The organism is Thermosynechococcus sp. HY213, from assembly GCF_031460975.1.
Taxonomy (GTDB): Bacteria; Cyanobacteriota; Cyanobacteriia; order Thermosynechococcales; family Thermosynechococcaceae; genus Thermosynechococcus.
On the sequence record NZ_JAVKVB010000012.1, the window covers coordinates 59,819 to 83,226 of the forward strand.

Below are 23,408 nucleotides of genomic sequence, written 5' to 3' on the forward strand. Positions count from 1 at the left end.
TTTTCTGGCCATCGTTTTAAGATTTGTTAGAAGAAAATTTATTTTTGCAAGCAACATCTGAGAAAATTGCATTGAGAGATACAGGATTAAGCACAGATGGATTGGCAAGTGGCTTGGAAAAACGGCATTCGCTATCTTTTGCTGGCACTACTCGCTAGTACGTTGTGGGTCACCCCCGTCTGGGCAACCAGCGCGATCGATATCCCTTTGCCGGAAACAGCGGCCGGGGTCGTTGATGAAGGTAATGTGCTTAGTGCCGTCACCCAAGGCAGTGTCGGGCGATCGCTCCAAGACCTCTCCGAGGCAGCGGGCATCAATGTTCATGTAGTTACACTGCACCGCCTCGACTATGGTGAAACCCCCCAGAGCTTTGTGGATGACCTCTTTAACCAGTGGTTTCCCGATCCTGAGTCCCAAGCCAATCAGGTGATCATTGCCCTCGATACCGTTACCAATGGCACAGCGATTCACTATGGCGAGGCCGTGGCCGAACGCTTGAATCCTGAAACTGCCGAAAGTATTGTCCAAGAAACGATGCGGGTGCCCCTACGGGATGGCAACTACAATCAATCAGTCCTTGACACCGTCGATCGTCTTGCGAAAGTCCTCAAAGGCGAACCGGATCCAGGCCCGCCCGTAGTACGCGAAGTGGTTGTCGAGAAAACCTACAAGAGCAAAGAGGAAACCGACGATCGCTCCGCCACAATTATCGTCGTTGCCCTGCTAATCGCCGCTACAGTGATCCCAATGGTGACATACTTTATGTATCAAGGATCATCGTAGCCAAGCTCCCCTTCCATTTATGAAAATCTATACCTACCACACACCAGAGCGTGTACCAGCCGACTGGCAACCCGACTGTGCCATTGCTGTTGATGTCCTGCGGGCAACCACTACGATCGCCACTGCTCTTGCGGCTGGCGCAGAAGCCGTTCAAGTCTTTAGTGATCTAGCAGAGCTAGAACAAGTGAGTCAGCAGTGGCCGGCAGCCAAGCGGATTCGCGTTGGTGAACGGGGTGGGAAAAAAGTTGCTGGCTTTGACATGGGCAACTCTCCTGCTGAATGCTTGCCAGAGCGGGTAAAAGGATGTCGCCTCTTTATGAGCACCACCAATGGCACCCGTTCCCTTGAGCGAATTCAAGCCAGTCCCCTCGTTCTTGCCGCCGCCCTTGTCAACCGTGCTGCCGTTGCCGAGTTTGTCCAAAAACATCAACCGGAAACCATCTGGATTGTTGGTTCGGGCTGGGAAGGTAGCTATTCCCTCGAAGATACCGTCTGTGCTGGCGCGCTGATTCATTACCTCTGGGGTCAGCAGGATGCCCCCCTCGAAGCCCTTGCGGGTAATGACGAAACTATTGCTGCCACTGCTTTGTACCGCTACTACCAAGATGATCTATTGACCCTCTTTCACCATTCCAGCCACGGGCAGCGCCTGCTCAACCTTGGCAATGAAGCCGATCTCAAATATTGTGCCCAAGTGGATATTCTGGCCATTGTGCCGTGGCAGGTTTCCCCCAAGCTCTTGACTAAGGCCTAGGGCACCACATCCCCACCCAGAGCAAAAAGCCCAACCAGACATTTTCATTGAAGTAACGACCATAGGTCTGAATGGGGAGCGTTGTGGTTTGGGTGTCACGGCGTTCGTGGGTATAAATTTGTAGAGATTGCCGCAGCCAAAAGTAGGTGGTCACGGCCAAGGCCAGCCAAAATCGCCAAGTGAGTCCCGCACTCCAGCCAACAATGATCAGGAACACCACCGTCAGCCCATAAAACAGCGCGATCGCCAAGGGCGCATAGGCACCGAAAAATAAGGCACTGGAATTTACTCCCAGTCGGCGATCGTCGGGGCGATCGGGCATGGCATACACCGTATCAAAGGCCAATGTCCACATCACCACTGCCGCCCACAACCACGCGGTGGTCAAGGTTAAGCGTCCCTGTACCGCTGCCCAAGGAATGAGGACAGCAAACCCCCAAGCCACTGCCAAAACGAGTTGCGGAATGGGAAAGACTCGCTTCGCCAAGGGATAGAGCAGAATCACCGGCACTGCGGCCACCGCCAGCCAATACCCCAAGGGAGTGAGGTAAAACGTCAATCCCCAAGCACAGAGGAAGGCAATCACCATCAAGCCCAAGGCCACACTGAGGGAAAGGCGGCGACTGGCTAGGGGGCGGTTTTGAGTCCGCTGCACATGGGGGTCAATATTGCGGTCCCAGCAGTCATTGACAATGCAGCCCGCCGCACTGGTGGCGATCGCCCCCACCGTGATAATCAGCAGCAACTGCAACGACGGCAAGCCCTCACTCGCCAAAGTTAAGGACCACAGCGCCGGAATGAGGAGAATCAAACGACCCGCAGGCTTATGCCACCGCAACAGTTGGGCAATGGCCACCCAAGTTGGCACTGAGGTTCTCGAAACTTGAGAATTCACCACACCGCTCCCACCGTGAATGCCACTACACTTAAAAATCTTAACTTTTCAGGCGATTTTGGGACGTTGCCGCCCCATTTGCCCTAGGTTTCTAGTTAGCCCGTTTGCACTCTGTCGATTTCCCCTTTTATGGCCAGAAAACCCTTTCACTTTTTCCGTAGTGCTGCCCCGCCAGACCCCACACCCCCCGCCGAGGAAGAAGATAACTATCTCGAAGATTACTTCTTTGATGAACCCGGCGCCATGCCCGGTACCCTCAGTATTGAGGCCGATGCGCCACCGCCGACAATTATTCTCATTGACTATCAGCCGGATCAGGCCAGCCGTCGCGTTTTAGAAACGCCGGAAGAATGTGGCCCCTACCTCAGCAGTCCCTCCGTCAGTTGGATAGATGTTCAAGGGATTGGCGATGAAGACGTGATGCGGCGACTTGGCCAAGTTTTTCACCTGCACCCCATTGTCCTTGAAGATATTGTCAATGTCCCCCAGCGCCCCAAAGTTGAGGATCATGACGATTACCTTGTGCTGATTACCCGCATGGTCACCCCCAAGGAAAATGAACACGGCTTTTATACTGAACAAGTGAGCTTTGTCTTGGGGCCGCATTTCTTGCTCACAGTACAAGAAGAACCCGAACGGGATTGTTTTGACATGGTTCGGCAGCGGATTCGCACCAGTCGCGGCATCATTCGTCGCTATGGCCCCGATTATTTAGCCTATGCCCTTTTGGATGCCATTATTGATGGCTTTTACCCGGTTCTAGAAGACTACGGCGAGCGCATTGAGGAATTAGAAGATGCCGTAGTTACCCGTCCTAGTCGCGCCATTCTCGAAGAAGTCCACCAAGTGCGCCGCGAATTACTGGCGCTGCGCCGTGCCATTTGGCCACAACGGGATGCCATCAATGCCATGATTCGCGATCCCAGCCCCCTTCTCTCCGAGGAAGTGCGCATCTACCTACGAGATTGCTATGACCATGCCATTCAAGTGCTAGATATGGTGGAAACCTACCGTGAACTGGCGGCCAGTTTGATGGATGTGTATCTTTCTTCCGTTGGCAATAAAATGAACGAAATTATGAAAATTCTGACGATCATTTCGACCATTTTCATACCGCTGACCTTTATTGTCGGTATCTATGGCATGAACTTTGATCCCGATACCTCCCCTTGGAATATGCCTGAACTGGAGTGGTATTGGGGCTATCCAGCCTGCTGGGCGGTCATGCTTACCGTGGCGGGCAGTTTATTTTTCTTTTTCTGGCGCAAGGGCTGGTTCCAAAGCAGCACCAGTATAGGCTCCCTAGATACTGAACGCTAGTTCCCCATCGGCTTTAGAAACTTGCCCCTTGTCCCTTGCGTCAAATTGGCTTAGGGTGGGAAAGCAAAGGGAGTACTTCATATGTAAAAATACTCACTTGTTACGTGCATAAGTTTTGGTGTGAGTTAGGTACTACAGGGCGATCGCCCCTCTCTCCACACGTGAAGAATGGGATTGGGAGAGTTAACCGACTGCAATCAAGCATGAATTAGGAGACTGTATGAAAAGATTGGCACACTTGGGTGTTTTGGCAGGGTTAGTGAGTAGCCTATGGCTAGCACCCGCCATCAGCCGCTATGACATTGCCACTGCCTTGCCCGAAGAACAAGTGTTGCGCATCCTCAACAATGTGCCCATTTTTATGATCACCAATGATAAGGGGGAACCGCTGACCTTTGAGATGCCCAATCCCCAAGATCAAAGCAAGAAAATTCAAGTTTTTACCTTCTTTGTCAATCAGCAGGATGCCCAAACTGCCCTGAACACCATTAAAACCCAGCAACCGGAGGTGGGTCGCGTGGCGCGGGTCTCGGCAGCCGCTCTCAGTGGGGCGGTGAAAATTGCCCTCGAAAGCCAAAAAAATCCTGCCATTGGTGTGGACATTATCCCCTCCAGACCACAACTGGAAGCAGCGGTGAATCTGCTCAAACAAAGTGGCGATCTAGTGGAACGCGATGGCAAAATTCTCACCAAGGATGGTAGGCCGTTCATGGGCGGTACCCCCCTCTTTTTCCTAGCAGATAGCAAAACAGGCAACCCCATTGCCATTGAAGCCCAAATGCGCGAAAACGGCCAGACCCGCACCCAGCGGTTTATTCCCTTTTACTTTGATAAAACCCAACTCCAACGGGAAGTGGATCAAGCCCGCCAGCAGCGTCCTGAACTGGCCAAGGATACCGGGATTCGCGTCGTCATGCTGGATAATTTGGTGGCAACCATGTTGAGCACCAACGATCCTGTGGCGGGTCAAATTCAACTGGTACAAACCCCTGAGGCGATTCAGTTTGCCGTGCAACAGAGCGGTGGCAATAATGCCCAGCGACCCAATCAAGCGAATCAACCCGCGTCTCCCCAGCGCCCAAATCAACAGGGGGGCGGTCAAGGCACAAACCGCAACCGCTAAGACACACCCATGCCCTGGCGACACCTGCTAACGGCAATTCTGCTCCTTGGCTTCCTGTGGGGATGTGCCCTGCCTCAAGTGCGAGCAGAGGAGCGCCTGTTTCTGAATGTCGGGGTGGAATTTCGTGGCGAAGTGCAATTAGCTGTTGGCAGCCAGTGGCAGAATACCGAGGTGGGGGGGCTGTCGGGTTTGATCTACGATCCGCGTCAACAGCAGTTCTATGCCATTAGTGACGATCGCCAGCAACCTCGGTTTTACACCCTCGAAATCACTCCCGAAACCATTACCCCCAAGGACGTAACCTTTCTCCAGCAGCCTAATGGTGAGGTGTATCCGCCCAACACTGCCGACACTGAGGGGATTGCGCTGACGCCTGAGGGGCACCTTGTAATTAGCAGTGAAGGGGTAACGGCCACGGCTAGCCCCCCTTGGATCAAAGAGTTTGAGCGCGCGAATGGACGAACCATTGCAGCTCTCCCTATGCCCAAGTACTATCTCCCCAATGGTCAGCAGGGCATTCGCAATAATCTTGGTTTTGAGGCACTGACGCTTTCGCCGGCGGGCGATCGCCTGTTTGTCGGCGTTGAATCGGCCCTTGCCCAAGATGTCCGCCCCAATATCCCCATTTACTGCCGCCTGCTCCATTACCTGCGGGGGGATGTTGCCCCTGTGTTGGTGGCGGAGCATCTCTATCCCTTGGAACCCTCAGAGGCCGTGTTTAATGGCCTCGTGGAGCTACTTGCCCTTGACAATGGTGGCCATTTTCTGAGCTTGGAGCGCACCTATAGTCCGGGAGCAGGGCATGGCATCAAGCTCTTTGAAGTATCCCTAGCGGGGGCGACAGATACCCTTGGCATGGCCACGTTACCGGTTGATCTGCGCACTCTCCGCCCTGTGCAGAAACGGCTGATTTTGGATTTCAAGACGCTGGGGATTCCCTTGACCAATTTGGAGGGGATGAGCTTGGGTCCCCCCTTGGCCGATGGGGCGCGATCGCTCTACATCATTGGCGACAACAACTTTGATGGCAAGACACCGACCCAAGTCCTGATTTTTGCCTTAACCTTCCAGCGCTAGGCCTCAACGGTCAAGAGTCCCAGTTGTGCTAACAGGCGATCGCCCTCCACATGCTCCTGCATCATTTGTTCGACGCATTTGACTTTAGCGATTTCATGGAGGCGCACCTGACCAAAGGCACGATCCACAATTTCCACGGCTGTTAGGGTGTCTAAGTCCACCGAGAGAATGGGAATTTCCAACTCTTCGGCACGGGCAAGAATCGCAGGGGAAGGCGGCAAATGCCCCGTGAGGATCAGACAGTGGGTGGAGGTCTCCAAGGCCGCCCATTGAATATCGGTGCGATCGCCCCCGGTAATCACCGCCATATTGTTCGCTTTACGGAAATACTTCAAGGCAGCACTGACGTTCATTGCCCCAATGGTGAGTTCTTCTACCAGCAAATCCAAGCGATCCGGACGGCACAAAACTTCGGCATTTAACTGGCGTACCAATTCCTTGACACTGACACTGCGCAGCAACTGACTGCGGGGCAACATACCAAAAACTGGAATTTGGTGTGCCTCGAGATATTGGCGAATGGCAGGCAAGGGTTGGGCTTCAGGTTGGGGAATATCGTTGATGATCACCCCCAATAGGCGATCGCCCAATTCCGACTTGGCGAGGAGGAGCGATTCCACCACCAAGGGGGACTCGTAGCGCACCACCAGTAAAATGGGTGCATCCAACACCGCTGCCATCTGAGCTAACCCCAAATCAAACAGCCGCCCCTCGGCTAATGTGGCTGGCCCTTCGAGAAGCACCAAGTCTTCACTGTTGATAGTGTGATAGGCTGCTAGGGCTTGGCGATAATCCTGCTGATCTGTGCCCATCAGCCGTGCCTTGATCACTTCTGGCGTCAGCGTGAGCAATGTCGGCCGCACATTCTCTAGGTTAAGGGTTTGCTGTAAAAAACTGACATCGGCTTCAGTGTCTTCACTCTCGGTAGCGGGTTGGTAGGTGCCCAAGGGCTTACCATAGGCAATGCGCAGATGGCGATCGCGACAGAGCTTGGCCAAGCCTAAAACCGTTGCCGACTTACCGCTATAGGGCACAATGGAACCAATTAATAAATGCTTCGCCACCGTTTAGTTACTCCTCCCACAACCCCAACCCTGAACACGCTATCCTTAGTCAAGCCGTAACAGCTTACGATAAAACGCTTTTGAAAAATCGGCAATACGATGTTTTTTATAGTTAATAATTACATCAATGAGATGATCCACCAGTTCAAACGTGGTGATGGACATTTCGTACTGGAGATCAGGCGAATTATCAAAGGTCACCGTACAACGGGATAAATCCGCCGGCAAATTGGCGATTGTCCATGTGGCAATAAAATCAACATTGTTACCGCCTTCAATCCCCCGTTGTCCCTCCAACTTCCCCAAACGGTAGAGGGCGATGCCCAAGGGCAGCAGCGGACGTTTCTCAGCACGCATATAGGGGGCAAAGATATTGACTTCCCGGGGGTTGGCAGGCTGAAGCTGATCGAGGGCGGTCATGCAAGAATCCTTGTGTATTCAGTCTCACCGAGTGCTGAGGTCTATTCTACAGGTAGAGCAGGTAGCACGGGAGTCTTCGCTCTAGTAGCGCATTTTGGTTTGGTAACATCATTTTGGTTTGGTAACATATAGTTAACATAACTAACGAGCACTGCCTATGGTTTTTGATCCCGGAAACGCTAATTTCTACCAGTCTTCTACGGATGATGGGCAGCCCAATCTGCTCCTGAAGTACCTGCAAAGCCAATCGCCAGAAGTTTTGACCCGTATTGCCCGTTCCGTCAGTCCAGAAATTCGCCAAATTATCAGCCAGAATGTCCAAGGTCTCGTGGGCGGCCTTCCCTCCGAGGATTTTAATGTCCAAATTGCCACCGATCGCGACAATCTTGCGGGATTATTGGCCTCAGCCATGATGACGGGGTATTTTCTGCGCCAGATAGAACAGCGCATGGAACTGGAAATGAGCCTCGGCGATTTACCTATGCCCTAGGTTCTACCCACATACTTATTGTGAGTCTTGCTTGTGTCCGATCCTTGGCAACAGTTTAAGGCACTGCCTTGGCCATCGCTGGTGCCCACAGGTCTTCTTGTTGCCCTGCTTGCAGCGCTGTTTGATACGGGGCTTTACTATATTGCCGGTGCCGTCGCATCTGTCGGCGAGGCGTTGATCATCCTACTTCAGCCTCCTTTGGGTCTGTTAGTCCGCCTTGGTCTGAGCATTGGCCTTGGAATGGTGGCAGTGATCTCTTTGGAGGTGTGGTTTAACCCAGCGCCGATCTATAGCGGCACCCTCTGGGCGTTATTTCTGTGTGTCCTAATGGCCAGTGTGTTCTTGAGCTTTTTTAGCGGCACCTTGGGACTGCGACCCCTATTTTTTCCACTCACAGAGGTGTTCCTGATTGGCACAGCCGTGGGGATTTTTTGGCAAGGTCGTCGCTACTGGCGGTATTAATTCGCCTCCTCAAGACGAGACGCGGGGAGCTTCGGAACGACGGCACTAATCTCAGGATTGAAGGTGGCATCAAAGGCATCGGCCCCCTGAAACAAATACCACACGGCCTCAATCACACAGGCAATGCGAGCAATGCTACCCAGAGAACCGTTGGGCACCGTCGAAAAGAGTAGCCCCAGCATGAGGTAAACACCACCCCACAGGGGTTGGCGCAAATAAAACTTATGGAGTCCGGGGAGAAAGATGCCGGCCAAGGCTAAGAGAATGGCGATCGCGCGATTACGGTAGCCCATTATTGCTCACTGTGAATGACTCTAAATGCGATATTCAGTTAATCTTTAGCAAAACGCAACCTTGAGGAGTTTGGATTGCCACAACCACTATCTGTTGCTGTCTTTATTTGCCTAGAATGGCAACCCAATGCCGGGGGACACGTCAAATGTTGGGAACGTTTTGCGGCAGCTGCCAGCCACTACCCAGACCGCCTTGACCTGACCATTTACTTCCTTGGTGCCAAACAGCAAACCCTAGAGGTAGCAGCCAATGTTCGCTACCAATTGCTACCGCCCCAGTTCAGCACGCACTCACTGGAAATTATGCGCCAAGGGGCAGGCGTGACCGATGTAGCTCCCTTGCATTGGGGATTGCGCCGTTATTTACCCCAACATCAGGTGTTTCACATTACGGATACTTTTAGCTTTGCTCAAACGGTGCGCCGCTTTTGTCGCCAGTACCATCGTCCTCTCCTCAGTTCGATTCACACGGATTTGCCCTTATTGACCCGCACCTATTCGCGGGAAATTATTTGGCGCATGAGTGGCCGCAGTTGGGGGCGAGAATTTTGGCGGTGGCTATGGCTGGAGAAATTACAAGTGGATCAGTGGTTTGGTTACCGAGCCGAACGTAAATTAGCGGGCTTTATGCGTGCTAGCGATCGCGTCTTGGTCTCGCGGCAGCAGGATGCCGATTGGCTGCTCACGTTTTTGCCCCCTGAGCGGGTGGGGTGGTTTCAGCGGGGCATCGATCGCGATCGCTTTCATCCGCGATTTCGCAATCCCCAATGGCTACGGGAGGAGTATCACCTGCCAGAGGTGCCGATCGCGCTTTTTGTCGGTCGGGTAGATGCCAGTAAAAATGTGCTCCTGTTGGCGCAGGCAGCTCAAGTGTTAACCAATCAAGGAAAGGCATTCCATGTGTTGATTGTTGGCGAAGGGGCACAGGCTACCCTTGTCAAAGACCTTTTGGGCGATCGCGTCACCCTCACAGGCAAGGTACCCCAAGAAAAATTAGGGGCAATTTATGCCAGCAGTGATCTATTTGTCTTTCCCTCAGAGTCGGAAACAGGGCCCAATGTAGTGGTGGAAGCACGAGCGGCAGGATTACCCGTCGTTATTTCTGGGTTTGATGGCGGGCGCAAATATGTCCAAACCTCAGGGGAGGATGGGGTGGTGGTTTACAGTCGCGACCCCCAAGATTGGGCAGCCGCCATTACCCCGCTGTTAGATGATGCCCCCTATCGCCAGCGGATGGGAACACAGGCACACCAGATCACCCAAGCAACGTGCCCCACGTGGCAGGACGCCTTTGAGCAGAGCATTTTGTGCCAATGGGAAGCGGTTGCCCAAGCCTACGGCTGGCCTCAAAAAGCCTGATCCTCTAGGAGAGCCTCTAAAATCAAGGCCATATGGGTCCAGTGGGTTCCCCCCTGACAAAAGACAATATAGGGTGGACGCAAAGGGCCATCGGCAGACAGTTCCGACGTGCTGCCGTCAATAAACGTGCCCCCAGCCATCACTAGATCATCGGCATAGCCGGGCATGGGCGCAGGTACAGGATCAAGATAGGAACCCACCGGGGAGTAACGTTGCAACGTACGGCAAAAGGCAATCAGCTTTTCAGGACTGCCCAATTGGATCGCTTGAATGACATCGCGGCGGGGGGCAAGGGGGGCGGGGTTGACGGGATAACCCAATTGGTCAAAGACATAGGCCAAGAGATGGGCGCACTTGAGGGCTTCGCCGACCATTTGCGGTGCTAAGAACAGCCCTTGAAAGAGCAGACGATGTTGATCAAATGTGGCACCCCCTTCGTGGCCAATCCCCGGTGCCGTGAGGCGATAACTGGCTTGCTCAATGAGATCAGCGCGTCCTGCTAAGTAGCCCCCCGCGGTGGCGATCGTGCCGCCGGGATTTTTAATCAGAGAACCCGCAATCAAATCGGCGCCAACATGGGGCGGTTCTTGGGTCTCGACAAATTCACCGTAGCAATTATCCACAAAACAAACCACATTGGGATTTTGCCCCTTGATCAGTTGGATCATTTTGCCAATGTCCTCAAGGCTGAGGCTCGGCCGCCATGTATAGCCACAGGAGCGTTGAATGAGCACCATGCGGGTTTGAGGTTGGACACAGGTGGCGATCGCCCCCCAATCCGGTTCGCCCGTACTCAGGAGGGGAATCTGGCGATAGTGAATCCCAAAGTCCTTGAGGGAACCTTGGCCGCGACCCCGCAGGCCAATCACCTCTTCTAGGGTGTCGTAGGGGGCACCCGCAAGGGAAATCAGTTCATCCCCAGGGCGCAGCACCCCAAACAGGGCGGTGGCGATCGCGTGGGTACCAGAAACAAATTGCACCCGCACCAAGGCCGCCTCAGCCCCCATCACCTGCGCAAAAACGCGATCCAGCACCTCACGCCCTAGGTCGCCATGACCATAGCCCGTCATGCTACTGAAGTGATGCACCCCCAGCCGCTGCTGCCGAAACGCCCCTAGAACCCGATCCAAATTTTCCTTAACGCGGCCATCAATTTCGTTAAACGTTGGGGCAAGTGCCTCTTGGGCAGCAGTTACAAGTGGAGTTTTCACGTCGAGACTAATCATTGAGCAACGGCAAGTGTCATAAAGATAAAGACTTAAACCAAAGTCTGAGTCTTGGCAGGATAAATGCGTCCTCGCCACTGCTTAGGGCGTTGCCAAGAGGAGAGGGTAATTCGCAGGGCGGCGAGGGGATCCGCAAGGGGAGACAGCCAAAAGAGCCAGTGCCCTTGACCCGTCTGCCAATCATAGACAGGGGCGATCGCCAGTGTCATGCCGCAGCGGATCAGCACCAGCAAGCCATTGAGCAGTGTCGCCATCTCTAAAGGAAGGCTGGGAGTAGTCATTGCCAGTGCCATCAAGCCCAAAATCAACAGGGGCAACGGTAATCCCTGTACTGCCCAGAGGAAATAGGCATCGCCCCAGAGCTGGGCGGCGGGGGTGGCATCCTTGAGATCCAGCGATCGCCCCCATTCTCGCCATGTCTCCGCCATGCCCTCATACATCCGCACCTTGAGCACCTTGGAGCCATCGCGAAAGGCCACCCGTGCTCCCCTAGCTGCTGCCGCCCGCACTAACGTTACATCATCACAAAAGGAGGAAGCGGCAACTTGGTAGCCGCCCATTGCCTCGAGGCGCGATCGCCGAATGAGTAGGCACTGACCATTGGCCAGAATCCGCTCCGGCTGAGTTTCCACAGCGCGCGCTGCGCCAAAGCGGTAGATCAGCGTCAAGAGCAACGCCGGTTGCAGCCACCATTCACCGCCGGTCTTGAGGATAAAGCGAGGCGAGAGAGAAATCAGATCCAGTTGCTCCTGCTCTGCTGTCGCCAAAAGACTAGCTACAAGGCCGGGTTGCGGTTGGGTATCCGCATCAATGCCCAAAATCCACTCACTATCGGGATGGGCACGACAAAAGCCCGTATGTAAAGCCCAAGGCCGCCCCACCCACCCCGGCGGTAAGGGGGGATCAAACTCCAGTCGCAGACGCGGATCGCGGTGTTGTGCCGCGTGCACGATTTCAGCCGTGCCATCTTGGGAATGACTATCAACAATCAGAATTTCCCGCACCTCATAGCCTTGACGCATTAAGCCCTCTAAACAGGGTTGCAACCGCTGTGCCTCATTGAGGGTGGGGACAACAATTGAGACTTTGGCTAAGTTCTCTGGGCGGGAGGGCTGGGGGGTTAAGGGAGTCGGTCGTCGCCAACCTGATCCTAAACGGGCGATTAAAACAGCCGCCCAAGGTGCCTGTGCCAGGATCGCGGCGCTGGCGATCGCTGCTATGCCAACTGCAACGGTACTCAATTTTCTTCTGCCTCGTCCTCTGCTGGCGAATTTTCGGGGGGCGGAACATCCTCTGGAGACAGTTTCAGCCGTTTAATCGGTAAATTGGCAATCAAAGCCGTTGTCCGCTGATCCGACTCTAGGGAAACCGCTAGCCCCTCCGTTTCTAGCTCCACATAGCGGGAGACCACCTCTAAAATATCGCGCCGCAGATTGTCCAAAATTTGCGGTGTCAGGGCCGTGCGATCGTGGGCAAGAACTAACTTTAAACGCTCCTTGGCAGTGGTGCGACTGGGGGGAGTACGGGTAAACAGCCGCTCTAAAAGTTCACTGATCATCCCTTTGCCCCAAACAAGCGTCGAATGCGACCAAAGAGTCCACCGCTTGCCGCCTCTAAATCGAGAAACTCAACCTTTTCCCCCTCCAAGCGACGGGCAATATTCATAAAGGCCTGCCCCGCTAGGGACAGCGACTCTGCCAAGACCAAGGGTTCCCCTTTGTTGGTGGAAACAATCACCTTCTCATCCTCGGGGACAATGCCAATCAGGGGAATCGAGAGAATTTCTTGGACATCTTCGACGGACATCATATCGTTGGCAGCCACCATTGCTGGGCGTAAGCGATTCAAAATGAGATGGCTATTGCGAATGCGGTAGGCCTCCAGCAGGCCAATCACGCGATCGGCATCCCGTACAGCGGCAATTTCTGGCGTGGTCACCACCAAGGCTTCCTGCGCAGGGGCAATGGCATTGCGAAATCCCGCCTCGATCCCCGCTGGACAATCAATGAGCACGTAATCATAGTGCTTGCTCAGGGCTGAGGCCAACTGTCGCATCTGTTCTGGGGTAATGGCATCCTTATTGCGGCTTTGGGCTGCGGGCAGCAACACCAGCCTATTCAGGCGTTTATCGCGCACAAGGGCTTGATCCAAGCGACACTGCCCGGTCAGCACATCAATGGCGGTGTAAACCACGCGATTTTCCAAGCCGAGTAGTAGGTCAAGGTTACGCAAGCCAAAGTCGGCGTCAATGAGCACCACCGATCGCCCCAATTTGGCCAAAGCCACACCAATATTGGCACTGGCGGTTGTTTTCCCCACGCCCCCTTTGCCCGAGGTAATGACAATCGTGCGCCCCATTGAACTCCCTAGGAATTGGCTTACTAGAATAGATTATCTCAAGGTGCCTCGGATACGGCGAAGGCTCGCCCCCAAGTATCGGCGGGGGCAATCTGAATCCCTTGGTCTGTGGCGTAGGCCACCTCTGGATAAGGCGGGTTTGGCGGCTCTGGGGTACGTGCCAACAGATCAGCAATCCGTAACTGTGTGGCTGCCATTTCAAGGGTCATAATCCGTGCCCCCCGATTGCCCTTGGCACCGGCGTGGGCGATACCGCGTAATCGCCCCCAGACGATAATATCGCCGGCAGCAATGATACTGGCTCCTGCATTGACATCGCCAACAATCACCACAGTGGCGTCATGGTGAATTTCCATGCCTGATCGCAGGGTTGTTTTCAAGTAAAGGGGGTTGGCCATGGGGTCTGAGTCCCCCTCAGTCTCTTTTGCAATTAAGGGTGGCAGTTCCCCCTGCTGGACACTGTAGCCAAGGGTAGCGGCAGCGATCGCCGTCTGGCGGCGTTCGGTAATAATCTTGTCCAGTCGCAACTGATGCTCGCTGAGAGCCTCGGCCAACTGTTGAAGCTGTGACTGATCTAAAAGCCGCTGTCCGCAGGCACAATCTACGGGTAAGGTCTCTGACCAGAGGTGTTCTTGACCGACAAGGTAAAGTTGCAACTGCGGCCACAGGTCAATCCAGTCTAAATCGGCCGGCAACGTGAGTCGGTAGCGCCCTCCACAGTGTTCTAAAGCAAGGCCGCTGACAATGGGTGTGCTTTGCTCCACCTCAAGAGTTACCGCAGGGCTTTCAGCAGGTTCCTCTACGGGGGTTGACTCAGACTCACTCATGGTTTTTCCACTCGCAGTCGCTGTGTAATCAGAACCATGCCCGTATCGCGAATTAAGGCCACAGAGACCCAGCGATTACCGGCTTCTTGAGGCGCACGTCCCACCTTAAAAATCCCGCCCGCAGAGAGGAGTTCCAATTTGACGGGGCTAGGATTGGCGTAGGTTTGGGCGTTGATGGGCTGATCGCTGGCGGCGCCGAGGAGAATGGCATTGCCAATGGGTTCTTGCACAATCGCATCAAGGCTAAATTCTTCACCCGCACGCACGGCTTGGGGGAGGGAGAATTGCACCGTAGGCGGTGTCGCACCAATCGTGATCGTAGTTTTTTCGCTGGTAATGTCTTGGCGGATGATTTTGCCGTTGCGGATGACTTGGGTGGCTTGCAGGTTGCCACGAATGTTTTGCGGGCGATCGCTCGTGCCGCCGGCTCCTTCAATGGTTGTACTAATCTCTAGAATCCACTCATTTCCCTGCTGTTGCCAACGGTTCACCGTCGTGCGGTAGCGGATGTCACGGTAGGGTTGCCAAAACGTCGGCAGTTGTTTGCGCAAAATTTCAAGGGTGAGGCCGTCCCCTGTTTTGAACTCAGGGTCATAAAAGGCTAGCACTGCCTCTAGATTCTTTTGACTGGCTGCTGTATCCAACCCGTTAAGGAGGGATTGCAACGATTCTGGCAGAGCAGCCGGAGTGGCTTGCGCGAGGGGAGCCGCCCAAGTCTGCTCCTGTATCCCCCCACAGATCACTGCCAAGCCAAGAACTGAAACCAAAAAAGAGCGACGCATCATTCACTGCCTTTGCGACTCGTTTGCCATTAAGGTCTATTCATCAAAATTGGCGGAGTTATCTTGCTCGTCAGTGGGAGGACGATCCAAGGGTTGATAGGGCACATATTCACTGCCATCCGTTGTGCCTTCCGGACGGGGGCGGGGGGGTCGCCGTCGCACAGGGCGATCGCTCACTTCCGCAGTTTCCGTAATCGGCGGCGGCGGTCGGCGGGTTGGCCGGCGGGTTGTCGGTGTTGGTGGACGATAGGGTTCATCGACAATCTCATCTGCCGGTGGTGGGGTCGGTCGCGGACGCCTTGAAGAGGGACGCCGAACACTGGGGCGGCTAGGGGGTGGGCTACTGCGGCGTGAGGGTAAACGTCCGACCGGGGGGGCATCCTCTACATCCTCGTCTTCATAGCGCGATCGCGACACCTCACGACTGCCCCGAATTCGCCGCAGGGGTGGGTAATCCTCCTCCTCTTCCTCTTCATCCTCGTAGGGTTCGAGTTCCTCCAGCTCCGCTCGATAGGTGTAGCTACGGCTCACGGGTCGCTCTTCATCCACAATCGGGGTATTTCGCCGCGCCTGCTCGGTGGCCACCCGTCGTAGCCGAATACTCTCGTAGGCAAAAAAGGCAGCGGTGCCTGTTAGTAGAAACTGGCCAAACAGCAGAATTGGATCGAGGCGCCACCCTTGGAAAAAGAGAATCCCACCGCACAGAAGAGCCACTGCGGCGAAGAAAATATCGTGATCTCGCGCTAACTCTGGCTGAATCGAGCGCAGAAAATAGAGGAGCGCCCCCGCAACCGCTAGGCCAATGCCCAAAATACCAGCAGGCCCAAGCCCGACATTAACAATTTGACCAAGGAGGGGGGAAAAGGAAAGATACGTCATTTAACCGGTTGATTGAAGGGGCAAAATAAAACACAGAGTCACAGCGCTATGGCCATGACTCTATTTTAGCGATGATTGCAAAGCCCACCAGCTGCTTGGCTGCCTATGAAGAACGCTGCACTTTATCAATTTGACTAATGGTGATCAAAGCAGCGAAGGTTAAACCCAGCACCACCGCGCCGGACAATAGCCCAATAAAGAAACCTTTAAGAGAAGGGGTAATGGTCAACAGTAGAGGGTACGCAGAATGAATCATGGCTGTTGCTTGCAGGTCAAAGTGAACACTAGGATTTTAACAAAATCTGGCTTCGCTGCTATTAGACCCAGTGTCGCCAAGCTCGGAGTCGCGTCAGTAGCCGCTGCTGAAGGCGTTCCCAAAACGCAAAGGAAAGGACGCCTCGGGGTTGCTCTCGTGGGACTAAGCCGATATTTGCCCCGACCGGTCTGAGCGATCGCCCCATGGCCATCGCCGCTTCGCGAGCCTCTTCTCTAGGAGGAATAAACGTGAGGGTGGGAGCGGGTAGCCAACGCGCCAGTTCGCAATAGCGATCGCGGGGATGATTTTTTACTTGTCCCTGCACCACCAACGTCGTCGATTCGCCACCATCCACCGCCGTTGCATCAGTGACGCCCTGCTCCAGTAAAAACGCCTGAAGCTGCCCAAAGGAGACCCCCGGCGAACCACCATTGCCCCGCCCATCGCTGACGACGAAAATATATTCATTGCCCCGTCTGCCGAGAATCGCCTTAGGAGAAGTGCGATCGCTGTCATCCACAGGTAGCTTCCTGCCGCCCTCTAAAAGCTGCTGCGAGCCACTCACCACATGAAACGGCTGCGCAGGTAAGCTGCCTCGGTAAAACTCCATCCCCCCTTGAGCCGGGAAATGCACAATCGCTAAATAGCCCCCCTCATAGGGACGCACCACCTGACCATTCACGATGTAGGCTCCGAGAACCCCCGCTGGAATCGTGCCTCGACCGCTTAAGCAGGTCTGCCGTAGTGCCCCATAGTCAATACCCTCAGGCTTTAATTCCCCCATAACCCATTTCTGATAGTCCTGAAAGGAACGCAGGGAATTCGCATTTAACCAGCGGAAGAAATTCGTATTCATCGCTGCCACAGCTCCCGTCCGCCGCGCAAAAGCCGCTGTCGTTTCTAAATAGGTATCTTGGCCATTGGGGGCAGGTTCTGTCATGACCACCCGATAATCCGCCATCGGCGCAGCCACCATATATACCTGCGTTTGATCCACTCTATGGGTCGAGTACTGAAGAGTGGCTAATGAGAGGCCAACCCAAGGCAACACACTCAGCATCTATTTTCCTCCAGCACAGCCTTCAGTTTCGGTGGGCTATCTCTAACCTAGGACGCAAAAACAGATGATTCTGTCCCCAAGCTGCTTTAAGGATAGTGAATAAATCAACATAAATCTTTAGGTTCTTTTAACCCACATCCTTGGGGAATCTGCCTAGGATCAGGGTGGGATTTTCTGGACGCTTTGGCACCATGGAACAAATACCCGCTTCAATTTGGACACTCACCGCTGGCATTGTTGTTACCCTGATTAGCTTCTGGGTTGGTCATCACCATGGCCTCCTGCCGGAACAGGCCTCTGAGCAGGCTCCCTTGGTGGATAACTTCTTTGACATTATGCTCACAATTGGTACCGCTCTCTTTTTGGTGGTACAGGGTGCGATCATCCTCTTTGTGATTCGCTATCGCCGCCGTGCCGGTGAGGAAGGGGATGGCCTACCCATAGAGGGCAACTTACCCCTAGAGGCCTTCTGGACGGCCATTCCTGCCCTGATTGTGATTTTCCTTGGTATCTACAGCGTGGATATTTTCCAGCGCATGGGGGGACTGAATCCGGGGGATCATGCTCTGCACTCCATGCACACCCCTAAACCAGCAGTGGCGGTTGTTGCCGAAGCCCCCTCAAAAACCACCAGCGATGCAACTGCCCTTTTAGCAGCAGCGCCAACCCCTGAAATTGGCATTGGTGCCAGCCCCGATGTTCAAGGCAAAGCCCCAGACGTAGTGGTGGATGTGGCGGGTATGCAGTATGCATGGATTTTCACCTACCCCGACAGTGGCATTGTCTCCGGCGAATTGCATATCCCAGTGGGCAAGGATGTCCAATTGAACCTCTCCGCACGGGATGTGATCCATTCCTTTTGGGTGCCGCAGTTTCGCTTGAAGCAGGATGCGATTCCGGGTGTGCCCACTGAACTGCGCTTTAAGGCTACCAAGGTCGGGACATACCCCGTCGTCTGTGCTGAACTCTGTGGTGGCTACCACGGTGCCATGCGCACGCAGGTGATCGTGCATACTCCAGAGGATTTTGAAGCGTGGCGTAGTCAAAACCAAGCGATCGCAACGACTCCCGTGATCCCCTCCCTGAGCGATCGCCATGTCGAGGAGATGGGCGTCACCCCCCAATTAGTGGCGCAAGTAGAAGCAATGACCCACCACCATTCTCCGTCAAAGCTTTAGTTTTCTTCCTACTGTTGCATTCTTGAGAGAGTTATGGCGCAAGCACAACTGCCGCTAGATACCCCCTTGTCGCTCCCTGAGCATCCCAAGGCGTGGAAGTGGTACGACTATTTCACCTTTAATGTTGATCACAAGGTAATTGGCATTCAATATTTGGTCACCGCCTTTATCTTTTACTTGATTGGCGGACTGATGGCGGTGGCCATGCGCACGGAGCTGGCAACGGCAGATTCAGATTTTCTCAATCCCAATCTCTACAATGCTTTCATGACCAACCACGGCACCATTATGATTTTCTTTTGGGTGGTGCCAGCGGCCATTGGTGGCTTTGGCAATTACTTGGTGCCCCTGATGATTGGGGCGCGGGACATGGCCTTTCCCCGCTTGAATGCCTTAGCCTTTTGGCTGAACCCGCCGGCGGGGGCATTACTCTTGGCCAGTTTCCTGTTTGGCGGTGCCCAAGCGGGTTGGACCTCCTATCCGCCCTTGAGTACGATCACGGCCACTACTGCCCAGAGTATGTGGATTCTGGCGATCGTCCTTGTGGGTACCTCCTCGATCATGGGATCGGTGAATTTCATCGTCACCATCTGGAAGATGAAAGTGCCTAGTATGCGCTGGGATCAATTGCCCCTCTTTTGCTGGGCCATGCTAGCCACCTCTCTGCTGGCTCTAGTGTCAACGCCCGTGCTGGCGGCGGGGCTGATTTTGCTGCTGTTTGATATTAACTTTGGCACCTCGTTTTACAAACCCGATGCCGGTGGGAACGTTGTCATTTACCAGCACCTTTTCTGGTTTTACTCTCACCCGGCGGTGTACCTGATGATTTTGCCGATCTTTGGCATTATGTCTGAGGTGATCCCGGTTCATGCCCGTAAGCCCATCTTTGGCTATCAGGCGATCGCCTACTCCAGTTTGGCCATCTGCTGCGTGGGTCTCTTTGTCTGGGTACACCATATGTTCACCAGTGGTACGCCCCCTTGGATGCGGATGTTCTTCACGATTTCGACACTGATTGTGGCGGTGCCGACAGGAGTAAAAATCTTTAGTTGGGTCGCCACCCTCTGGGGGGGCAAGATTCGCCTCAACAGTGCCATGCTCTTTGCCATTGGCCTACTGTCGATGTTTGTCCTTGGTGGCCTCAGTGGTGTGACCTTGGGGACTGCCCCCGTGGATATTCACGTCCACGACACCTACTATGTGGTGGCACATTTCCACTATGTCCTCTTTGGGGGCTCCGTGTTTGGTCTCTATGCGGGGATTTACCACTGGTTCCCCAAAATGACAGGACGGCTCCTCGATGAGCGCTTAGGGATTCTCCACTTTGTGCTGACCTTTATTGGCACGAACTTGACCTTTTTGCCGATGCATGAGTTGGGTCTTAAAGGGATGCCCCGCCGCGTGGCCATGTATGATCCCCAGTTTGAGCCAATTAATCTCATCTGTACGATTGGTGCCTTTGTCCTAGCTTTCTCAATTATTCCTTTCCTGATTAACATCATTTGGAGCTGGAATAAGGGCAAAATTGCCGGCGATAACCCTTGGGGCGGTCTCAGCTTAGAGTGGACGACCAGTTCACCGCCGCTGATTGAAAACTGGGAAGTGCTGCCTGTGGTCACCAAAGGTCCCTACGACTACGGCATTGAGCAGCGCAAGGAAAGCACTGATGAGGATGAGGACGAGGAAGAGTAGGACGCTTTAGGAGCAAGCCATGCAAGGTACTGTTGACTCTCAAGCGACGGCCATAGCCGTTGATCATGCCCATGAGCACCCTGATTTTCGGGTTTTAGGGTTGCTGGTCTTTTTGATTTCTGAATCCCTAATGTTTGGTGGCCTCTTTGCGGCCTATTTACTTCTGCGGGGCATGAATGAGCAATGGCCGCCCGAAGGCACTGAGGTGGAACTTCTTGTGCCCACCATCAACACCATCATCCTTATTTCCAGTAGCTTTGTCATCCACTACGGCGATGTTGCCATCAAAAAGGATGACGTTCGCGGCATGCGCCAATGGTACTGGATCACGGCGGCCATGGGGGCAGTGTTCTTGGGCGGTCAAGTTTATGAGTACCTCACCCTCGGCTACGGCCTGCGCACAAATGTCTTTGCCAACTGCTTTTATGTGATGACGGGCTTCCATGGCCTCCATGTCTTTGTGGGGATTTTGCTGATTTTGGGGGTGATCTGGCGATCGCGCCGCCCCGGCCATTACAATGCCCACAAGCATACGGGGGTGGCCATGGCAGAGATCTACTGGCACTTTGTGGATGTGATCTGGATTATCCTCTTCACCCTGCTGTATATCCTGACTCGCTTTTAGGGACAGGTCTTGAATTGGGGCGATCGCGGATCAAAGTTGCACTGATAGACCACAGGTGCTTGCCAACTCAAGGGAATTTCCAAGAGGTCACGGGTACCCGTAATTCCCTGCAAGAGAAAAAGAACAAGGGCAAGGGAATTCAAGCCAATGTGAATCCGCCGCCACCTGAGCGATCGATCTTGGTAAATCTCCCCCACAATGGCCACAGAAAAAATCATCAGCATCACCGCCGCCAAGCCAAAGTAAAAGTGGGAAACCCACCACTCGTCATCACGGCGAAAGACCCCCGGTTGAAAAGCTAGAATGGTCACCCCCATCCCTGAGAGGGTGGCAAAAACAGCACGCCATAGCTTCGATTGAGCGCGATACAGCAGCGCCGTTGCTGCAATGGTGACAACAAACATCAGTGCCACGAGGACAACAGAGAGCGGTTGCAGTGTCTGATTCTCCGCCTGCATCAAGAAGCCCTGAAATCCAAACACCACTGAATAGGCCAAGGCCACCAATGTGATGCCAACCACGCCGGCTGCTAAAAGATTGCCCAATTTGACATGCAGGGTGCCCACTGTGGGTGGGATGGTGGTGTCTTTGAGACGACGCTGCCGCGTTTGCAGAGCAAAGAATGTGGTGATGCCAATGACCGGAAAGACAAATGTGCAGGCCAAGATGGGATGCAACAGCAAAATGATGTCTTTGAGGTTGAGAAACATACTGGCTAAGAACGATAAGGCCAGTTTTAAGGTAACGAATCTAGGGGCGGGGCAAATCAAAGAACAGCACTTTTGTCAGTAAGCCAACTGTGGCCACCAACAGGGTCACTAGGAATCCCCATAGCCGCGCATCTGTGCCCGCTTGTCGCTTAGAAATATCCTGCAAGGTGGACTCTACCGTATCAATCCGCTGCCCTAACTGTACTTCTATGGAATTGATACGCTGCTCCAGTTTGGCCTCCACAGCCTTCATCTGTTGCTCCAGCTTAGCTTCGACAGCATTGATACGCTGCTCCAGTTTGGCCTCCACAGCCTTCATCTGTTGTTCCAGCTTAGCTTCGACAGCATTGATGCGCTGCTCTAGTTTGGCTTCGACGGCGTTGATGCGCTGCTCTAGCTTAGCCTCCACAGCATTGATACGCTGTTCAAGTTTGGCCTCGACAGTATCAATTTTGTCCTCAAGCCTTTGGAATTTCTCGTTACTCGTGGCGATGTGAATATCCAGCTTTTTATCCATGGCTTGGATGGCAGCCTGCATTGACTGCATATCGGCCTGCATCCCTTGGATAGCATCTAAAACTTGGCTCAATTCGGAACGGCTAACGGGTTCAGTCATGATGCTGATACTTGATTAACGGACGTGGAGGGATTCGAACCCCCGACCCTCAGAACCGGAATCTGATGCTCTATCCACTGAGCCACACGTCCAGCCTTCTCATCATAGCATTAACCAAGGTAGGCTTGCTGAACCCGTGGATCATTCAGGAGATCCGCTGCACGACCGCTGAGGGTCACTTGACCCGCTTCAAGCACATAACCGCGATCGCCCAATTGTAAGGCTAGGTGCGCATTTTGCTCGACCAGTAGCATTGTCATCCCCTGTTGCCGCAGTTGTGCCAAGATGGCAAAAATTTCCCGTACTAAATTGGGCGCTAAGCCTAAACTGGGTTCATCAAGGAGCAGTAAGCGAGGACGACTCATCAGGGCACGGGCGATCGCCAGCATTTGTTGCTCACCGCCACTGAGGGTTCCCGCCAGTTGGTATTGCCGCTCTCGTAGTCTAGGAAAGCGCTTGAGTTGTTCTTCGAGGTCTTGTGCAATCTGCGCCTCATCTCGACGACAGTAGGCACCGAGAAGAAGATTGTCGCGTACGGTTTGGCGGGCGAGAACCTGACGCCCCTCTGGACAATGGGCAATGCCCAGGCTCACTAATTCATGGGGCGATCGCCCTGCAATCGATTGACCGGCAAAGCGAATGGTACCTTTACTGGGAACGAGTCTAGAGATGGCACGCAGCAGGGTGGTTTTGCCAGCACCATTGGCACCCACAAGGGTAATGCACTCGCCGGCTGCAATGGCCAGACTCACCTCGCGCAGAGCGCAAATGCCACCGTAGTGGACACTCAGGGACTCAATTTCCAAGATGCGCGCTTGAGAAGTCATCCCCTAGGCCGTGGTCTGTGATTCCTCCGTATTGGGGGAGCTACCCCGCGCCTCTTCCCATTCAGCAATAGCGGCATTTTCGGTTTGGGCAGCAGCACTGGTGACGAGGGCGCTAATTTCCCGAGAAAAGAACCCTTCTTCCAGTAGCTCCATATAGATAGGATGGAGGTTGCGTTGCAGTTCTTTGAAGATGGCGCGGGCGCGATCGGTATAGCGAAAGTTTTGGTCAAATAAGCTGGCCATCTGAGAAATCCAAGAGCACTGCCACTATCCTAAATCCTATCGGCACACCCATTGCCAGTGGTGGCGCGGACTTTTGTTTTCTTTCCCTT

The 23,408-nt window shown here is 53.9% G+C and carries 28 protein-coding genes and 1 tRNA gene; 11 read left to right on the plus strand and 18 right to left on the minus strand.

Going from position 1 to position 23,408, the window contains the following annotated elements; translation table 11 throughout:
• Nucleotides 1-96: 96 nt before the first annotated feature.
• Nucleotides 97-783: a photosystem II repair protein Psb32 gene (gene psb32 / locus RHK62_RS07910; protein ID WP_302677865.1), complete on the plus strand. Its 687-nt coding sequence runs from the start codon at nucleotides 97-99 to the stop codon at nucleotides 781-783.
• A gap of 19 nt (nucleotides 784-802) precedes the next feature.
• Entirely contained in the window at nucleotides 803-1,537 is a 735-nt protein-coding gene (locus RHK62_RS07915) for a 2-phosphosulfolactate phosphatase family protein (RefSeq protein WP_310438337.1), read from the plus strand.
• On the opposite strand, the gene RHK62_RS07920 is transcribed toward RHK62_RS07915, so the two are convergent.
• Nucleotides 1,527-2,405 (minus strand): 4-hydroxybenzoate solanesyltransferase, encoded by an 879-nt coding sequence (locus RHK62_RS07920; RefSeq protein WP_286668923.1) that lies wholly within the window; start codon nucleotides 2,403-2,405, stop codon nucleotides 1,527-1,529. The two genes, RHK62_RS07915 and RHK62_RS07920, sit on opposite strands and share 11 nt — an antisense overlap.
• Nucleotides 2,406-2,561: 156 nt before the next feature.
• Between RHK62_RS07920 and corA the strand changes: the two genes are divergently transcribed.
• From corA to RHK62_RS07935, 3 genes are all read left to right on the plus strand, one after another.
• A complete protein-coding gene (gene corA, locus RHK62_RS07925) occupies nucleotides 2,562-3,752 on the plus strand; it encodes a magnesium/cobalt transporter CorA (protein ID WP_206199502.1) in 1,191 nt (396 codons plus the stop codon).
• A gap of 220 nt (nucleotides 3,753-3,972) precedes the next feature.
• Nucleotides 3,973-4,875, plus strand: a complete 903-nt coding sequence (locus RHK62_RS07930; protein WP_302676396.1) for a Tic22 family protein — start codon at nucleotides 3,973-3,975, stop codon at nucleotides 4,873-4,875.
• Between the two features lie 9 nt (nucleotides 4,876-4,884).
• On the plus strand, nucleotides 4,885-5,952 hold the full coding sequence (locus tag RHK62_RS07935; protein WP_206199504.1) for an esterase-like activity of phytase family protein: 1,068 nt from the start codon (nucleotides 4,885-4,887) through the stop codon (nucleotides 5,950-5,952).
• Here RHK62_RS07935 and RHK62_RS07940 read toward each other — a convergent pair.
• Both RHK62_RS07940 and ebsA read right to left on the minus strand, forming a co-directional pair.
• Nucleotides 5,949-7,016: a phosphotransacetylase family protein gene (locus RHK62_RS07940; protein WP_310453548.1), complete on the minus strand. Its 1,068-nt coding sequence runs from the start codon at nucleotides 7,014-7,016 to the stop codon at nucleotides 5,949-5,951. The genes RHK62_RS07935 and RHK62_RS07940 overlap by 4 nt on opposite strands.
• Nucleotides 7,017-7,061: 45 nt before the next feature.
• Nucleotides 7,062-7,436, minus strand: coding sequence for a type IV pilus biogenesis protein EbsA (gene ebsA / locus RHK62_RS07945; protein ID WP_206199506.1), 375 nt, complete (start codon nucleotides 7,434-7,436; stop codon nucleotides 7,062-7,064).
• A gap of 157 nt (nucleotides 7,437-7,593) precedes the next feature.
• On the opposite strand from ebsA, the gene RHK62_RS07950 reads away from it, so the two are divergent.
• Both RHK62_RS07950 and RHK62_RS07955 read left to right on the plus strand, forming a co-directional pair.
• On the plus strand, nucleotides 7,594-7,926 hold the full coding sequence (locus RHK62_RS07950; protein WP_206199507.1) for a DUF760 domain-containing protein: 333 nt from the start codon (nucleotides 7,594-7,596) through the stop codon (nucleotides 7,924-7,926).
• Between the two features lie 33 nt (nucleotides 7,927-7,959).
• Nucleotides 7,960-8,388 carry a hypothetical protein gene (locus RHK62_RS07955; RefSeq protein WP_310453549.1) on the plus strand — a complete coding sequence of 143 codons (429 nt, stop codon included), beginning with the start codon at nucleotides 7,960-7,962 and terminating at the stop codon, nucleotides 8,386-8,388.
• Here the strand turns inward: RHK62_RS07955 and RHK62_RS07960 are convergent.
• Nucleotides 8,385-8,681: a hypothetical protein gene (locus RHK62_RS07960; protein ID WP_310453550.1), complete on the minus strand. Its 297-nt coding sequence runs from the start codon at nucleotides 8,679-8,681 to the stop codon at nucleotides 8,385-8,387. The genes RHK62_RS07955 and RHK62_RS07960 overlap by 4 nt on opposite strands.
• Before the next feature lie 75 nt (nucleotides 8,682-8,756).
• On the opposite strand from RHK62_RS07960, the gene RHK62_RS07965 reads away from it, so the two are divergent.
• Entirely contained in the window at nucleotides 8,757-10,040 is a 1,284-nt protein-coding gene (locus tag RHK62_RS07965) for a glycosyltransferase (protein ID WP_310453551.1), read from the plus strand.
• On the opposite strand, the gene RHK62_RS07970 is transcribed toward RHK62_RS07965, so the two are convergent.
• From RHK62_RS07970 to RHK62_RS08010, 9 genes are all read right to left on the minus strand, one after another.
• Complete coding sequence (locus RHK62_RS07970; RefSeq protein ID WP_302677868.1) at nucleotides 10,028-11,251, minus strand: methionine gamma-lyase family protein; 1,224 nt, start codon at nucleotides 11,249-11,251, stop codon at nucleotides 10,028-10,030. The two genes, RHK62_RS07965 and RHK62_RS07970, sit on opposite strands and share 13 nt — an antisense overlap.
• A 47-nt stretch (nucleotides 11,252-11,298) precedes the next feature.
• Nucleotides 11,299-12,507 carry a 2'-O-glycosyltransferase CruG gene (gene cruG, locus RHK62_RS07975; RefSeq protein WP_310453552.1) on the minus strand — a complete coding sequence of 403 codons (1,209 nt, stop codon included), beginning with the start codon at nucleotides 12,505-12,507 and terminating at the stop codon, nucleotides 11,299-11,301.
• Complete coding sequence (minE, locus tag RHK62_RS07980) at nucleotides 12,504-12,824, minus strand: cell division topological specificity factor MinE (protein ID WP_206199511.1); 321 nt, start codon at nucleotides 12,822-12,824, stop codon at nucleotides 12,504-12,506. Before minE ends, cruG begins: the two co-directional genes overlap by 4 nt.
• Entirely contained in the window at nucleotides 12,821-13,624 is an 804-nt protein-coding gene (gene minD, locus RHK62_RS07985) for a septum site-determining protein MinD (RefSeq protein ID WP_206199512.1), read from the minus strand. Before minD ends, minE begins: the two co-directional genes overlap by 4 nt.
• A 38-nt stretch (nucleotides 13,625-13,662) precedes the next feature.
• Nucleotides 13,663-14,451 (minus strand): septum site-determining protein MinC, encoded by a 789-nt coding sequence (minC, locus tag RHK62_RS07990; protein ID WP_206199513.1) that lies wholly within the window; start codon nucleotides 14,449-14,451, stop codon nucleotides 13,663-13,665.
• Complete coding sequence (locus RHK62_RS07995) at nucleotides 14,448-15,236, minus strand: nuclear transport factor 2 family protein (RefSeq protein ID WP_225901512.1); 789 nt, start codon at nucleotides 15,234-15,236, stop codon at nucleotides 14,448-14,450. The genes minC and RHK62_RS07995 overlap by 4 nt, the downstream gene beginning before the upstream one ends.
• A gap of 33 nt (nucleotides 15,237-15,269) precedes the next feature.
• Nucleotides 15,270-16,112 (minus strand): Ycf66 family protein, encoded by an 843-nt coding sequence (locus RHK62_RS08000; protein WP_310438330.1) that lies wholly within the window; start codon nucleotides 16,110-16,112, stop codon nucleotides 15,270-15,272.
• A gap of 103 nt (nucleotides 16,113-16,215) precedes the next feature.
• Entirely contained in the window at nucleotides 16,216-16,368 is a 153-nt protein-coding gene (locus RHK62_RS08005) for a photosystem II reaction center X protein (protein ID WP_149818106.1), read from the minus strand.
• Nucleotides 16,369-16,429: 61 nt separating this feature from the next.
• Complete coding sequence (locus RHK62_RS08010; protein WP_310453553.1) at nucleotides 16,430-17,428, minus strand: phosphodiester glycosidase family protein; 999 nt, start codon at nucleotides 17,426-17,428, stop codon at nucleotides 16,430-16,432.
• Between the two features lie 191 nt (nucleotides 17,429-17,619).
• Between RHK62_RS08010 and RHK62_RS08015 the strand changes: the two genes are divergently transcribed.
• Genes RHK62_RS08015 through RHK62_RS08025 form a run of 3 tightly spaced genes read left to right on the plus strand, consistent with a single transcriptional unit; the run spans nucleotide 17,620 to nucleotide 20,923 of the window.
• Nucleotides 17,620-18,606, plus strand: coding sequence for a cytochrome c oxidase subunit II (locus RHK62_RS08015; RefSeq protein ID WP_310438328.1), 987 nt, complete (start codon nucleotides 17,620-17,622; stop codon nucleotides 18,604-18,606).
• A 33-nt stretch (nucleotides 18,607-18,639) separates the two neighbouring features.
• Nucleotides 18,640-20,298 (plus strand): cytochrome c oxidase subunit I, encoded by a 1,659-nt coding sequence (ctaD, locus tag RHK62_RS08020; RefSeq protein ID WP_302676383.1) that lies wholly within the window; start codon nucleotides 18,640-18,642, stop codon nucleotides 20,296-20,298.
• A 19-nt stretch (nucleotides 20,299-20,317) separates the two neighbouring features.
• On the plus strand, nucleotides 20,318-20,923 hold the full coding sequence (locus tag RHK62_RS08025; RefSeq protein WP_149818114.1) for a heme-copper oxidase subunit III: 606 nt from the start codon (nucleotides 20,318-20,320) through the stop codon (nucleotides 20,921-20,923).
• On the opposite strand, the gene RHK62_RS08030 is transcribed toward RHK62_RS08025, so the two are convergent.
• The 5 genes from RHK62_RS08030 to RHK62_RS08050 all read right to left on the minus strand — a co-directional run bounded on the left by RHK62_RS08030 (nucleotide 20,920) and on the right by RHK62_RS08050 (nucleotide 23,319).
• Nucleotides 20,920-21,633, minus strand: a complete 714-nt coding sequence (locus RHK62_RS08030) for a DUF4079 domain-containing protein (RefSeq protein ID WP_286626565.1) — start codon at nucleotides 21,631-21,633, stop codon at nucleotides 20,920-20,922. The two genes, RHK62_RS08025 and RHK62_RS08030, sit on opposite strands and share 4 nt — an antisense overlap.
• A gap of 40 nt (nucleotides 21,634-21,673) precedes the next feature.
• Nucleotides 21,674-22,249: a hypothetical protein gene (locus RHK62_RS08035; RefSeq protein WP_302679830.1), complete on the minus strand. Its 576-nt coding sequence runs from the start codon at nucleotides 22,247-22,249 to the stop codon at nucleotides 21,674-21,676.
• A 19-nt stretch (nucleotides 22,250-22,268) separates the two neighbouring features.
• Nucleotides 22,269-22,341 (minus strand) — tRNA-Arg (locus tag RHK62_RS08040).
• Between the two features lie 18 nt (nucleotides 22,342-22,359).
• Nucleotides 22,360-23,076, minus strand: coding sequence for an ABC transporter ATP-binding protein (locus tag RHK62_RS08045; protein ID WP_302677873.1), 717 nt, complete (start codon nucleotides 23,074-23,076; stop codon nucleotides 22,360-22,362).
• Between the two features lie 3 nt (nucleotides 23,077-23,079).
• Nucleotides 23,080-23,319 (minus strand): hypothetical protein, encoded by a 240-nt coding sequence (locus RHK62_RS08050; RefSeq protein WP_206199522.1) that lies wholly within the window; start codon nucleotides 23,317-23,319, stop codon nucleotides 23,080-23,082.
• Nucleotides 23,320-23,408 lie beyond the last annotated feature (89 nt).